The sequence below is a fragment of the Halomonas sp. DP5Y7-2 genome (assembly GCF_019802025.1).
In the GTDB taxonomy this organism is placed as follows: domain Bacteria; phylum Pseudomonadota; class Gammaproteobacteria; order Pseudomonadales; family Halomonadaceae; genus Halomonas; species Halomonas litopenaei_A.
The window spans coordinates 391,307-404,842 of sequence record NZ_JAHVHY010000005.1 but is presented as its reverse complement, the minus strand read 5'-3'; the positions used below and the strand labels follow the sequence as shown (position 1 = coordinate 404,842).

At 63.2% G+C, this 13,536-nt stretch carries 14 protein-coding genes; 10 read left to right on the top strand and 4 right to left on the bottom strand.

Annotated elements, in window-relative coordinates; all coding sequences use genetic code 11:
* Nucleotides 1-182: 182 nt before the first annotated feature.
* The 10 genes from KUW18_RS11640 to KUW18_RS11600 all read left to right on the top strand — a co-directional run bounded on the left by KUW18_RS11640 (nucleotide 183) and on the right by KUW18_RS11600 (nucleotide 8,211).
* A complete protein-coding gene (locus KUW18_RS11640) occupies nucleotides 183-977 on the top strand; it encodes a HyaD/HybD family hydrogenase maturation endopeptidase (RefSeq protein WP_261396634.1) in 795 nt (264 codons plus the stop codon).
* A 55-nt stretch (nucleotides 978-1,032) separates the two neighbouring features.
* Nucleotides 1,033-1,362, top strand: a complete 330-nt coding sequence (locus KUW18_RS11635) for a HypC/HybG/HupF family hydrogenase formation chaperone (RefSeq protein WP_222561465.1) — start codon at nucleotides 1,033-1,035, stop codon at nucleotides 1,360-1,362.
* 166 nt (nucleotides 1,363-1,528) lie between these two features.
* A complete protein-coding gene (locus KUW18_RS11630; protein ID WP_222561464.1) occupies nucleotides 1,529-1,927 on the top strand; it encodes a hypothetical protein in 399 nt (132 codons plus the stop codon).
* A gap of 39 nt (nucleotides 1,928-1,966) precedes the next feature.
* Complete coding sequence (locus KUW18_RS11625) at nucleotides 1,967-2,797, top strand: hydrogenase expression/formation protein (RefSeq protein ID WP_222561463.1); 831 nt, start codon at nucleotides 1,967-1,969, stop codon at nucleotides 2,795-2,797.
* Complete coding sequence (locus KUW18_RS11620; protein WP_222561462.1) at nucleotides 2,794-3,879, top strand: [NiFe]-hydrogenase assembly chaperone HybE; 1,086 nt, start codon at nucleotides 2,794-2,796, stop codon at nucleotides 3,877-3,879. The genes KUW18_RS11625 and KUW18_RS11620 overlap by 4 nt, the downstream gene beginning before the upstream one ends.
* The gene (locus KUW18_RS11615; protein ID WP_222561461.1) at nucleotides 3,879-4,973 is read left to right on the top strand and encodes a hypothetical protein; all 1,095 of its coding nucleotides are present in this window, start codon (nucleotides 3,879-3,881) and stop codon (nucleotides 4,971-4,973) included. The genes KUW18_RS11620 and KUW18_RS11615 overlap by 1 nt, the downstream gene beginning before the upstream one ends.
* Nucleotides 4,966-5,307 (top strand): hydrogenase maturation nickel metallochaperone HypA, encoded by a 342-nt coding sequence (gene hypA / locus KUW18_RS11610; RefSeq protein ID WP_206943428.1) that lies wholly within the window; start codon nucleotides 4,966-4,968, stop codon nucleotides 5,305-5,307. Before KUW18_RS11615 ends, hypA begins: the two co-directional genes overlap by 8 nt.
* 69 nt (nucleotides 5,308-5,376) lie before the next feature.
* Complete coding sequence (locus KUW18_RS19785; RefSeq protein WP_261396633.1) at nucleotides 5,377-5,685, top strand: hypothetical protein; 309 nt, start codon at nucleotides 5,377-5,379, stop codon at nucleotides 5,683-5,685.
* Nucleotides 5,592-6,404 carry a hydrogenase nickel incorporation protein HypB gene (gene hypB, locus KUW18_RS11605; RefSeq protein WP_261396632.1) on the top strand — a complete coding sequence of 271 codons (813 nt, stop codon included), beginning with the start codon at nucleotides 5,592-5,594 and terminating at the stop codon, nucleotides 6,402-6,404. Before KUW18_RS19785 ends, hypB begins: the two co-directional genes overlap by 94 nt.
* 1 nt (nucleotide 6,405) lies before the next feature.
* A complete protein-coding gene (locus KUW18_RS11600) occupies nucleotides 6,406-8,211 on the top strand; it encodes a sigma-54 dependent transcriptional regulator (protein ID WP_222561459.1) in 1,806 nt (601 codons plus the stop codon).
* A gap of 34 nt (nucleotides 8,212-8,245) precedes the next feature.
* Here KUW18_RS11600 and hypE read toward each other — a convergent pair whose 3' ends face one another.
* Genes hypE through KUW18_RS11580 form a run of 4 tightly spaced genes read right to left on the bottom strand, consistent with a single transcriptional unit; the run spans nucleotide 8,246 to nucleotide 13,338 of the window.
* On the bottom strand, nucleotides 8,246-9,295 hold the full coding sequence (gene hypE, locus KUW18_RS11595; protein ID WP_222561458.1) for a hydrogenase expression/formation protein HypE: 1,050 nt from the start codon (nucleotides 9,293-9,295) through the stop codon (nucleotides 8,246-8,248).
* On the bottom strand, nucleotides 9,292-10,431 hold the full coding sequence (gene hypD / locus KUW18_RS11590) for a hydrogenase formation protein HypD (RefSeq protein WP_222163555.1): 1,140 nt from the start codon (nucleotides 10,429-10,431) through the stop codon (nucleotides 9,292-9,294). The genes hypE and hypD overlap by 4 nt, the downstream gene beginning before the upstream one ends.
* The gene (locus KUW18_RS11585; protein WP_206943423.1) at nucleotides 10,428-10,712 is read right to left on the bottom strand and encodes a HypC/HybG/HupF family hydrogenase formation chaperone; all 285 of its coding nucleotides are present in this window, start codon (nucleotides 10,710-10,712) and stop codon (nucleotides 10,428-10,430) included. The genes hypD and KUW18_RS11585 overlap by 4 nt, the downstream gene beginning before the upstream one ends.
* Entirely contained in the window at nucleotides 10,672-13,338 is a 2,667-nt protein-coding gene (locus KUW18_RS11580) for a carbamoyltransferase HypF (RefSeq protein ID WP_222561457.1), read from the bottom strand. The genes KUW18_RS11585 and KUW18_RS11580 overlap by 41 nt, the downstream gene beginning before the upstream one ends.
* Nucleotides 13,339-13,536: the final 198 nt, after the last annotated feature.

Sequence of the window (13,536 nt, the reverse complement as noted above, 5' to 3'; positions counted from 1 at the left end):
ATTACAGCCCGAGCTATTCTGCGACACTGAATTCTTGTTTGGCGAAGCGCTAGTGTTCGCTCAGTAATTCACTGTTTTTACATGCCTATATGTCGATGCCGAGCACCTTTATGTTGTCTGCTGTTTACCGGTATCAGCGGCTGATATGACGAGAACCAAGCGCCTTTGAAGGTGGGAGCCGAATGCCTTTAGCCATGGATAACAATGACAGCCAAGCATCGTCGATATTGGTGTTGGGAATCGGCAATGTGCTCTGGGCCGATGAGGGGTTTGGCGTTCGGGCGGTTGAAGCCCTCCATCGACGTTTTGATGTGCCCCCTCAGGTAACGGTGCTGGATGGAGGCACCCAGGGTCTTTATCTGCTGCCCTACATCCAGGCATGCAGCGAGCTGCTGGTCATTGATGCCATCGACTACGGGCTTCCTCCCGCGACGATCCATGTCGTGCGTGACGATGAGGTTCCGAGCTTTATGGGAGCCAAGAAGATGTCACTGCATCAGACGGGCTTTCAGGAGGTGCTGGCGGCGGCGCAGTTGCTGGGGTGGCAACCTCGACATCTCACGCTGATCGGCGTGCAGCCGCAGGTCATTGATGACTACGGCGGATCGCTGTGCCCTGAGGTAGCCGCCCGTATCGATGAGGTGATCCAGCTGGCCGTGGAAGAGCTTGGCGCCTGGAAGGTGACGCTGCGTCCTCGTGAGGCGATCGCGGATCAGGTCGGCCTGGCCGCACCAGCCCTGGCACTGGATCACTACGAAGGACAGCGCCCGTCGTCGCGGGACGCTTGTCGCCTTGGTGACGCGCGATTTCTTGGCCGGTCCAGCCATACCGAGACCCTGACCGATACCGAGACCGAGACCGACCCGAGTCGCGTGGCGGAGCGACAACATCATCAGCCCTCTGCGTCCCGCTCTCCGATTCAAGGGCCCACTTGTCTGGACAGTTCTGGCTGCCCCAGTGAGGGAGGTGCGCCATGAGGATGGGGCTGGCCACAACCGCCGATAGGCTGCCACCGCACGATAGGTGGCCGCCATGTGTGTAGGCATCCCGATGCAGGTGGTGGACGTATCCGGTTCGCTCGCCCTGTGCTGCCGAGAAGCGGGAAGCGCGGCTGAACAGGTGGATATCGCGCTGATCGGTGACGTGGAGATAGGCGATTGGCTGCTGGTGTTTCTGGGGGCGGCTCGGCGTGTGCTCGACCCGGAGGAAGCGCAGCTGATACGCAGTGCCTTGGACGCCGTGGCGCTAGTCGCCAAGGGAGGCGCCATGGAAGCAGGCTACTTCGCGGACCTGGAGGCAGAAGCCCCCAGGCTACCGCCGCACCTCGAGGCAGCCCGTAGGGCCGGAAGGACCAGCGGCTGAGACGAGCTGGAGCGTTGCGGCCGCTCGGGGAAAAACTCGGGGAAAAGCTCGGGGAAGAAGTCGGGATGCGGGAGGACACTGGCGTGAGAAAAGGTGCGAGAAAGGATGTGAGAAAAGGTGCGAGAAAGGATGTGAGAAAAGATGCGAGAGTCGTTGGGAGAGAGCGATGACCGGACCCTTGGGGCGCTTGATCAATGAACTGGGCTATCCCTGCCTGGCGGGAGCTGAATTGCAGGCGTTCATCTCACAGGAGGGGTTGCACGTACTGTTGTTGAGTGGCGATCCAGAGACCAATCTCGAAACCCAGGACGTGGCTGCCATTCTCCCGGAGCTGGTGAGTGCCTTTGCCGGCAAGTTTATCCCCGCGGTTGTCCAGCGACAGGACGAGGACCTGATAAGAGGGCGCTTCCAGGTCTGGCCAGTGCCTTCTCTGGTTTTCGTTGAGCAAGGTCAGTTAAAGGGCGTGGTGTCACGGGTTCGTGACTGGCAGGACTATCTCGAAGAGGTCGGCGCTATCGTCGAGGGAACATCGCCGCACGCCCAGTTGATCGCCAGGCAGTCATAAGTCGTTGGGGTGATTGGCGGGCCTATAAAAGGAATGGACATGGCGCTGAACCACTTTTCTCCCTCCTTGGGTGGGGTAGGGCCCGGCAGTCAAGAAGGTGCCGAACTCGACTATCTTCCCATGCCGTCGGACATGCGCACCTTTCATGCCTCGTTGCCTGAAGTGGAAGACCCCGAACGTATTCGCCCGGCTCTTACGGCGTTGAAGGCCTTGGCCGCCGCCGCGTCTCGGTGGACGCCGGAAGGCGGCAATCTGGTGGTTGAGCTTCCACCGCTGGACGACGAAAACCGTCGGGTGGTGGCCGATACACTCGGGGAAGGAGAGGTCTCGGTGCGTGCGACGGGTGAGCCATCCTGCGACGTACAGGAGTCCATCTTCGCCGGGCTTTGGCGAGTGACCACGGTAGGTAGTGGCGAGGCTGACGAGCGAATCGAGATCGGCAGGGTGCCCAGCGCCGCGCTGAAGACGCCACCCAAGCGAATTTTCTGCCCGCCGGAACCGGCGGCAGGGGTCGTCAATGGCCCCTTTATCGTCACGGAGCTGGTCGAGCGCTGTCACGCTCACCGTCCCGGCGATGAGCCTTATGCCATCAATCTGTCGCTACTGCCCCATACCCCGGAGGACCTTCATTATCTTGAGCTGGCGCTGGGCCAGGGCGAGGTATCGATTCTGTCCCGGGGCTACGGCAATTGCCGTATCGACAGCACGGCGCTGGAGCATGTCTGGCGGGTACGTTATTTCAATTCCCAGGATGCGCTGATTCTCGACGTCATCGAAGTGTCCGACATCCCTGAGGTGGCCTGCGCGGCGCCTGAGGACATCGCCGACTCTGTGGTCCGGCTTGAACAGACGCTGGAGGCCATGGCGTGATCCATTCCCAGTTTGAAGGGTCCTTCCTTGGCGACGCGGCGCGTCTGGACGATAGCGCCCGTCTTGAATGCAAGATTTGCTGGTACTGCTATGACCCGGCATTGGGTGACAGCAGCAGGCAAATAGCGCCAGGCACGCCATTTTCTCGTCTTCCAGCGGATTGGCGCTGCCCCAGCTGCGATGGCGATAGGCAACAGTTTATGGTGCTGAGTGACGATAACCCGCCCGCCACCACAGCCATCATCGAGCCGAGCCTGGGTGAGCCGCCGTCCGCGGACGCTCGCGCTCAACCTGAGGACGCTCACCGGGGGACTAGCGTGTCGGGTGTGACACCCTTGGGTCCGGCAGAACCTGCGTCTGCAACGTCAATCGAGGCGTCCTTCCCTCAGGGCTCCAGCAGCACCCGTCACGGGGCCGCTAACAGGGCCAATAGTCCGGCCAGTAACGGGGCTAATAGTCAGGTCATCAGTCAGGCCAGCAGCCAGGTCCGTTCGCTGGTCGAGGCCTTCCGTGAGACCCAGGCATCGCGCATGAAAGATATGCCCTTCTGTCATCCAGGGCTTAGCGTCGCGTCGGTGGGCTTTCGGGAGTGGCAGTCCACGACATCGGAATGCCAGGGGCAGTTGGGCGTGTTGATCGCCCCCTGGCTGATGAATCTGGTGCTTATCCCTGCGACCGATGAAGTGACCGACCTGCGTTCAGGAGACAAGCGGATAGTGGCCTTTCCCTCGGGGGAGTATGAATTCATCTACAACCTGAGCGCGCCCGTAGGCGGTTTTTTTGCCTGCGCCCTGTTCTCGGACATGAGCGAGTTCACGAGCCAGGAATATGCGGTAGACGTTGCCCATGCGGTCATGGATGCCCTGTTCGATGCGACCCATCGCGCTGAGACGGATCGTCACGCGGATATCGCCGCCAGACAGCACAGCGCCCAGGATGACGAGGCCCCATCCACGGACGACTCCTCACCAGCGGGCCAGCAAGATCCTGATATTCACCAACCGCATCCGAGCGCTTCGCAGCGTCCGCGCTCACGTCGTGACGTGGTGACCATCGGCCTGTCTGGAAAGGCAGCATCCTGATGATGCCTGCTCTGGTCATCGACCATGACCCTCACCGGCCTGAAGGCGCCAACTCGCCTGTCTTTCGCGTTCGGCAGCGCGGCCGTCTGCCCACTCACTGGCTAAAGGACCGTCGTCCTGCCGAGGCTCTGGCCATGGTGGGATGTCTGTACAACCTCTGCGCCGCCGCCCAGACCGCCGCCGCAGCGTCTGCCATGGGGCTGGCGGTGCCAGCCGCCCAGCACACCGACATTCAGTGTGAAGTGCTGCGAGAGCACGCGCTGGTGATGTTGCGCGACTGGCCTGGGGCCATGGGGCATCCGGCGGCGGGCAACGAGCTGCAGGGGCTGGCCAGCATGGGGCTGGCTGACCTTGAGGAGTTTGAGCACCGGCTATTGGCCCAGCGGGCGAACCGGGTGCTCGCCGATCTCTCGGCGTGGTGGAGCGCCTCACCCAGCCTGCCTGCGCAGGTACTACGGCAGACGGCTGACTGGCCGCCCGGGGCTGGACGCATGGAGGCGGTCAATGACCCCAGCTTCGTGCGACGCGTTGCTTCTGACCCGGCCTTGGCGCCGCTCATCGCCCGGCATGGCTGGAGCCTGCATGTTCGGATGCTGGCGCGCGTCGTCGAGGTGGCGCGCCTGATCGAGGGTTTGCGTGGTGTCAGAGATGACCCAGCTGGCGGCGATGGTACGTCCCGCAGAAGCACATGCTCAGCGTCGCCAGCGCAGCGTGCCTGGTTCGGTCGATCCCGTCCCGGCGACGGCTGGGCAGAGGCCGCTCGTGGCCGGTTGTGGCATCAGGTCGATTGCCGCGATGGCCGGGTCATGGCGTACCGTATCCATACTCCTACCGATGCCATGCTCGATACACCCCTCGCAGATGACCACGACAATGATGACGGCGGGTGCCAGCCGGGATTTCTGGCGCGACTGCTCAGCTCTGCCTACGGCTCAGGCGACAGCGGCGCCCGGCAACGTGTGGCCATCGCCCTCAGCTGCGCGGACCCTTGTCTGCCGGTGGTGTGGCAGACGACGGATATGACCTGGCCTGCATCGCAGCAAGCGGGAGGAGGCGTCAACGCAGCCGGAGAGTGGGGTGGCCAGCATGCATGAGTTGAGCCTGTGCCAGGGGATCGTGGAGCTGATTGAAGAGCACGCCCGCAGCGATCCATTCACCCAGGTCACCCGAGTCTGCCTGGAGGTTGGCGCCCTGGCGTGTGTCGAGCCCGACGCGCTGCGGTTTGGGTTCGACCTGAGCGCTCGAGGAACCCTCGTCGAGGGCGCCAGGCTTGAGATCGTCGAGGTGGCTGCTGTCGCCTGGTGCTTTGGCTGCAACCAGACCGTGACGCTCAAGCAGCGGGGCGATCATTGTCCGTGCTGCGCCAGCTCGCGCCTGAGAGTCACCGGCGGAGAAGAACTTCGCATCAAGGAATTGGAGGTAATCTGATGTGTACCGTATGCGGATGCGCCGGGACCGGCGTGCAGAACCGTCCCGGTGAGGACGACCACACCCATCATGACCACGCGCATGACCATAGGCACGATCACCACGCTCATCATCACGCTCATCCATATGGACATGGCCACGGACATCATCCCGGACATAGCCACGACCATGGTCACGATCATAGCCACGATCATCACCACGATCATCACCACGATCATGGCCATAGCCATGACCTTAGCCATAGCCAGGCAGGTTCAGCGGATGAACAAGGTCCCCGGAATGCCATGGACAGCGTCATCGCCGGTGCCGAGGCGCATCTGGACTGTGGTTCGGGTCCCGCTGGCGTCGAGGTGGCGGGATTATCGCAGCGCCGGCTGATCGAGATCGAGACAGACGTGCTATCGCGCAACAACCGGATCGCCGACAGCGTACGCCAGCAGCTGGAAGCGAAAGGCGTGCTGTCGTTGAACCTGGTGTCCAGTCCAGGCTCCGGCAAGACCACGCTGCTGGTTGAGACGATTCGGCGGCTGGGGCCCGATGGGCTGGCGGTCATTGAAGGCGACCAGCAGACGGCCAACGATGCTCAGCGCATTCGTGAGACGGGAGTCCCGGCGCTTCAGGTCAATACCGGAAAGGGCTGCCATCTGGATGCATCGATGATCGAGCGAGCGCTTCCCAGGGTAATGCCGGCGGAGCTTGGGCTGCTGTTCATCGAGAACGTTGGCAACCTGGTGTGCCCTTCAGGGTTCGACCTTGGTGAAGATGCCAAGGTGGTCATCCTGTCGCTGACAGAGGGAGAGGACAAGCCGCTGAAGTATCCCCACATGTTCGCCGCAGCCTCCCTCATGCTGTTGAGCAAGATGGATCTGGCGCCCCATGTGGATGTCGATATAGAGGCCTGTGAAGCCTACGCCCGCCAGATCAACCCGGATATCGAGATCATCCGGCTGTCGGCCCGCAGTGGCGAGGGCATGGATCGCTGGCTTCAGTGGATCGCCCAGCGGCGAGAAATGCTGCGGCAGCGCGCGCTGGAGGCGGCACGCCAACGCCTCGAGAAGCTGGAGCAAGGCGAGGCGCCAGGCCTCAAGGTCCTGTGACGTGTCTTCCCTGACGGAGCGCTCGGCGCTGGGGGCGGGCCTGGTAGAAGCGGATGCGCTTCCCGGTGTGCTGGTGTTGGGCCAGTCGCTGTACGAGTCTCTGCTCAGCGGGCTGTCATCGCCTGCGCCGGAGTGTCTGGTCGCACAGGATTGGCCAGGGGCCCGGGAGCAGCTGACGCGGCAATGGGTTGGGGTGCTGGTCGTCGATACCCGGGTGCCGTTGTCGCCGGGCTGGGTCCAGGAGCTGACCCAGCGCTGGCCCGACGTGCGTGGTCTTCTCGTGCTGGATAAGGCGTCTGAGGGGGAGTCCGAGCATGCGGCAGCGATGGTCAGGGGAGGCGACAGCGACGTGGCGCTGCCCGAGGCGTTTCAGCGTCTCTTTCGTCAGCATCTGCCGTGGACGCTGGTACGCGCCGTTGAGCATGCTCAGCAGCACTACTGGCTCGAGCGAGAAACACGCCGGCTACGCGCCGAACAGGCGCTGTCACAGCCGGTCGTACAGGCGCGTCTGGCCGCGCATCGACAGCAGCTGCAACAGTCCCGCGGGTTTGAACGAATCATCCGTTTGCCGGGGTCGCCCCTTGATGGCCTCTGTCATCTGGCTGCTCGGATAGCCGGCTTCGACGTCCCGGTATTGGTGACAGGAGAAAGTGGCACCGGCAAGGAGCTGATGGCGAGGGCCATACATTCAGCCAGCCTGCGCTCCGAGATGCCCTTTCTCGCGTTGGATTGCGGCGCGGTGTCAGACGAGTTGCTGGAAAGCGAGCTGTTTGGGCATTGCAAGGGGGCCTTTACCGGCGCCAGTGCCCACCGTATCGGTATGTTGGAACGGGCGCAGCAGGGCACGCTGCTGCTCGACGAGATTGGGGATGCTTCGCCAGCCTTCCAGCTGAGATTGCTGCGCTTCCTGCAGGAGGGCGAGATACGTCCGGTGGGTACCAACACTGTGCGTCAGCTGGATGTGCGGGTGATTGCCGCCACCCACCGTGATCTGGCGGCAGAGGTGGCGGCGGGCCGCTTTCGGGAAGACTTGTACCATCGTTTGAACGTTGCCACGGTGGCCCTGCCGGCACTGCGTGAACGGCCTGAGGATATTCCTTCGCTGGCAGAAGCGCTGTTGATGCAGCTGGCCAGCCGTCACGGTGTACGTGTCTCGGGGTTTGGTCCTGGCGTACTTGACTGCCTATCGGCCCAACCCTGGAGCGGTAACGTGCGCGAGCTGGAAAATCAGATTACGCGCATGCTGATGATGACGACCGGCGCGACTATCGGTCTGGAGCTGCTGCCCGAAGCACTGCGAACACCACCCCATGCCGGCATGTTCCGTGAAGAGCAGTACCGTGAAGAGCATCGTGAAGAGTACCGTAAAGAGCCGGACCGTGAAGAGCGGGGTCGTGAAGGATGGGGTTGTGAAGAAAGGTACAAGGAGCCGGTCAGGAGGGAAGCCGGAGGTGCCGCCAGAGGTGAAGTCGGGAGTGAAATCAGAAGTGACGCCAGAAGTGACATCAGAGCAGAGCAAACAGACGGGGGGCTAGGCGCAGTCCCAGGAGAACACTGCGTTCGTGATAGCCATCGACAGAGTCACCCCGCCTCGACGACCGCTCCCGCGGCGACCCTGCGGGAGCAGATCGAACTGTTGGAGACGCGCTGCCTGCTCGATGCGTTGACCCGGCATGCCGGTAACAAGACACGTGCCGCCGAGGAGCTTGGGCTTTCGCGCATTGGACTGCGTGCCAAGCTCAAGCGCTATGGAATCGACTATGGGATTGAGGGGGGCGACGCGGCGGGACCCAGTGACGCCACCTAAGGCCGCGCTGCATACATCATCAAGCGCTTGCGGTTCAACAAATCCTGGGAAGCTGCTCACCCACCAGCATGTCGACGATTCGCTGGCCTCCAAATAAGGTGCGCAGGGTAACCCGTCCGGGTTTGCCGGAGTAGGCGTGGCCGATCACGCTGGCGTCCCGGCCCAGGGGATGGCGCTTGAGCGCGGCCAGGGCGGCATCGGCACGATCCGCCGGTACCACGGCCACCAGCTTGCCTTCGTTGGCCAGATAGAGAGGGTCCAGGCCCAGGATCTCACACATGCCCCTGACCTCTCGGCGCAGCGGCAAGGACGCATCCTGAAGTTCGATGGACAGTTGCGAGGCCTCGGCCATCTCGTTGAGCACCGTGGCGACCCCACCGCGGGTGGCATCGCGCAGGCAGCGTGTGTTCGGCACCGCCTCGAGCAGTGCTTCCACCAGGCCATTGAGAGCGGCGCAGTCGCTCTCTAGAGCCGTCTCCAGCGAGAGATCTCCACGGGCGGCCAGGATCGCTGCACCGTGATCGCCCAGCCAGCCGTTGACGATGACCACGTCTGTCGCCTGAATCTGCTCGATGCTCAGGTGGCGCTCGGCAGGGATCACCCCCACACCGGTGGTGGTGATGAAGATACCGTCACAGGCACCGCGCTCCACCACCTTGGTATCGCCGGTCACGATGGCGACCCCGGCACGGTCTGCCGCTTCCTTCATGGATCGGGCAATACGTCTCAGGTCCTCGACCGGCAGTCCTTCTTCCAGAATCACCGAGCAGGACAGATAGCGCGGAAGGGCGCCACCCACCGCCAGATCATTGACGGTGCCGCAGACCGCCAGGCTGCCGATGTCCCCACCCGGAAAGAACAGCGGTTTCACCACGAAGCCATCACTGGTCATGGCCAGCCGATCCCCGGCACGGCAGAGGGGTTCCAGCGCCAGTCGAGCCTGATCCTCGAGGGTATCCTCAGGGGCGCCGAAGGCCCTGATGAAGACATCATCTATCAGGTCCTTCATGGCCTTGCCGCCACCCCCATGGGCCTGGGTGATGGAGACTGCATTGACGGTGGCCAGAGTACGCTTGTGGCTCATGGCGAGACCTCTTCATGCTGCTCTGCGCGGGGGCCGCCATATTGGAAGTAAGCGGCGCAGGCGCCTTCACTCGAGACCATAAGGGCGCCGCAGGGGGACTCCGGGGAGCACTGGCTACCGAACAATTCACACTGCCAGGGCTTGAGATTGCCGGTCAGTACCTCGCCACAGCGCAGCGCCTCGGGGTCGGCCACCTGCTGGTTCGGGAGCGAGAACTTGCGCTCGGCATCGTAGGCGGCATATGCCTGCCTGATCTGCATGCCGGAGTCCTCGATGGGCCCCAGGCCCCGCCACTCGCAGGACTGGCGGGATTCGTACACTTCGTGGACAGCCTGCAGTGCAGCGGGATTACCGTCTCGGGAAACCAGCCGCTGGTACTGGTTTTCGACCTCGGCGCGGCCGTCGTGCAGCTGGCGCACCACCATCAGCAGAGATTGCAGCATGTCCAGAGGCTCGAAGCCGGAGATGACCACCGGGCAACGGTAATGTTCAGCGATGAAGCGGTAGGGCTCGGTGCCGATGATCATTGACACATGGCCCGGCCCGAGAAAACCGTCCAAGCGATGATCGGGATTCTCGAGAATGGCCTTCAGCGTGGGAATGATGGTGATGTGGTTGCAGAACACCGAGAAGTTGGTGATGCGCTGGCGCTGCGCCTGGGTGATGGTCAGAGCCGTGGAGGGGATCGTGGTCTCGAAGCCCAGGCCGAAGAACACCACTTCCCGTTCTGGATGGCGGATAGCGAGATCCAGTGCATCCATGGGCGAGTAGACGATGCGCACGTCGGCGCCTTCGGCCTTGGCCTGAAGCAGGCTCTTGCGAGAGCCCGGGACCCTGATGGCATCACCAAAGGTCGCCAGGATGACCTCGGGGCGTTCAGCGATCGCCAGGCAGTCATCGACGCGTCCCATGGGCAGCACGCAGACCGGACAGCCCGGGCCGTGGATCAGCTCCAGCTGCTTGGGCAGCATCGCCTCCAGTCCATAGTGAAAGATCGCGTGGGTGTGACCTCCGCAGACCTCCATGATGCGAAGGGGGGCAGGGCGATCACGACAGATCTTCTCGACCAGCGTGGTGATGTGCTCCAGGGTCTGGCGGGCTCGTGTGTGGTCGCGGAATTCATCGATAAACTTCATTGCCGCTTCTCCTGGCTGTCGATCAAGGCATCGAGTTCGTGGGTATCACCGAGCATGTCCAGCATCGCCAGGGTACGTTCAGCGGCGGCAGCGTCGATCCGGTTCAGGGCAAACCCGACGTGTACCAGCACCCAGTCTCCCACGCAGGATTCGGGCGGATGGGCATCATCGATGATGCAGGCGATGTTGATCTGGCGGCGGACGCCACTGACGTCCACGGTGGCCAGACGGTTGTCGATATCATCGATCGTGATGATCTGCCCCGGGATTCCCAGGCACATGGGTACTCTCCTGTGCGTCGTCGTCATGGCCGTCGGGCACTAGACAAGGGTGTAATGGCGAGCGTGGTGGGTGCTGGCGGCGAGCACGTGCTGCGGCAATCAGCGCCTGGCCAAGGGCAATGCCCCCGTCATTGGCCGGTACCTGGCGGTGACTCAGCACCTTGAAGCCCAGCGCACCAAGGCGCTGCTCGACCAGCGCAAGCAAGCTACGGTTGTGGAAGCAGCCACCACTCAGGGCCACGGTGTCAAAAGGGTGGTCTTGCGAGAGTGTCGAGGTGACACGAGCCAAGGCGGTGGCCAGGCCCAGATGAAAGCGCGCTGCGCAGAGGGCCGGGTCGCAGCCCCTGGCCAGATCATCAAATAGCGCCGGCCACAGGGGGGCCGGGTCCAGCAGCATGACGCCAGTGTCAGAAACGGTCATGTCGAAGGGATAGCCTGGGTCGGTGCTGAGGTCGTGCACGGACATGCGGGCCAGTGTCCTGGCAGCCAGTGTTTCCAGCGCCATGGCGGCTTCGCCTTCGTGATGCTGGTGCTCGAAGCTCAGCTCGAGTGCCGCCGCGACGGCGTCGAACAGCCTGCCGCAGGATGACGCCTTGGGGCTGTTGAGGCCTGCCTTTAGCATGGCAACCATGGCTGGCAAGGGCATGCCGCCAAGCCGCTTGACCACCTCCAGTTGGGGATAGCCTCCTAGCAAGGCGTCAATGCCAGGGCCGGCGAACCACTGGGCGACAAGATTGCGCCAGGGTTCTCGGGCGGCGGCTGCGCCTCCGGGCATCGGCACCGCCTTCAATGCTGCCACGCGCTGACACTGTTGGTAGTCCGCCAGCAGGCACTCTCCACCCCATAGCTCACCATTCAGGCCAAGGCCGAGGCCATCCAGGGCGATACCCAGTACCGGCGGTGCAGACAGTGGTCGGCCATGTTCGCCCAGGCAGGCGGCAATATGGGCATGGTGGTGGCCGACTTGGGTTATCGTCAGCCCCTCGCGAGCGGCCAGCGCTGTGGCCAGGTGGCTCGTGTGATAGTCCGGATGACGATCGCAGGCTAGCCAACCAGGACGATGATCGTAGAGCTTCAGAAAATCCTGCAGATGATGCTCGAAGTCATCCAGGGTGGCGGGATCGTCCAGGTCACCCTGATGGGGCGACAGAATGGCGCGTTCTCGATCGATCAGGCAGAACGTGGCTTTCTGTTCTGGACCCAGGGCGAGGCCAGGGCCAATATCCTCGAACCCCGGCGGCAATGGCAGCGACGTTGGCGCGAAGCCCCGAGCCCGCCGCAGGACGCGCAAGGCCCCCGCGGCGTCCTGAACCAGGCTGTCATCAACGCGCCTGGCGATACCGCGATCATGGCTCAGGGCGTGGCTGGCCATAGCCCCCAGTGCATCGCTGAGACGAGCATCATCGATCAGCTGCGGCTCGCCCGAGGCATTGCCACTGGTCAGTACCAGCGGTACGTCGATATGTCGAAACAGCAACAGGTGCAGGGGCGTGGACGGCAGCATCACCCCCAGCCGGTCGAGGCCTGGAGCCAGGTTCGGGGCGATGTCGGGAGCCGGATTCGGGGCGATGTCGGGAGCCGGATTCGGGGCGATATCTAGAACTAGGTTCGGGGCGATATCTAAAGCCAGGTTGGGGGCCTGGCTAGGCCTTTTGGGAGACATGGGCGTGCGTCGCTCCAGCAGGACGATCGGCGCCGCCGGGCTCTCTAGCGCCTCGGCCTCCCGCGGGCTGACGTGGCAGTAGCGGGAGACCATCGCGAGATCCGCCATTATCAATGCCAGGGGCCGCGTCGGTCGACGCTTCAATTGACGCAGTCGTGCGACCACATCCTCTCGAGAGGCATCACAGGCGAGCTGATAGCCGCCGAGTCCCTTGATGGCCACGATATGACCCGCGCAGATCAGCTCTGCCGCGGCCATGATCGGATCGGCATCAGGGCTGCTTTCAGGGCTGCCATAAAAGTTAGCAGCGTGGTTCTCCGGGTCGGTGGCGGGCACACCATGGTCGCGATCAAGGCTCACCAGCGAGACCCGTGGACCGCAGTCGGGGCAGGCGATGGGCTGTGCGTGGAAGCGCCGATCGGCAGGGGAACGGTACTCCTGGCAGCAGCTGGCGCAAAGCGGGAAGGCCGCCATGGTCGTGGCGGCACGGTCGTAGGGCATGGCCCGGATAATCGACAGTCGCGGGCCGCAGTGGGTGCAATTGGTCAATGCATAGCCCGAGCGGCGCTGCATCGGATCGAGAATCTCGGCTTTGCACGCGGCGCAGACAGCGGCATCTGCCGCAATATCGGTGCGAGTTAGTCCGGGCCGACTGTCGATGATGGTGAAATCGGTGATCGATTCCACTGGGGGCAACTCGGACGATGCGATGCCTGTGATGGTCGCCAGCGGTGGCGGCTCACTGTCGAGCTGTGTCAGCAGCGTCGCCAACTGCGCCGGGGACCCCTGAGCGCGAATCACGACCCCCTGGCCATCATTGCGGACATTCCCCGTCACGCCAATAGCGGTGGCGAGCTGCCATACCCAAGGGCGAAACCCGACGCCCTGAACGCAGCCCTGCACCCTGATCTCAAGCGCTGACATCATAAGGTCGGGGGAAGCGGGAAGGGGAGTGGTGGTCACTGGCGTACGCCTTCGGGCAGCAGGCAAATGTTCCGCACGACTATTCCACAGTCTTTTCCAGGCTGCGGTGAGCTGCGTCACGGTCTGTGTTCACCTTACTCCTCTTGTCCCGCCTTTCTCGGCGGAACCTATGCAGTGCTGAGCCCTGACGACAGACCCCATGTCACGCTGACTGCGTTGACGTCTTGGCGACGTCTC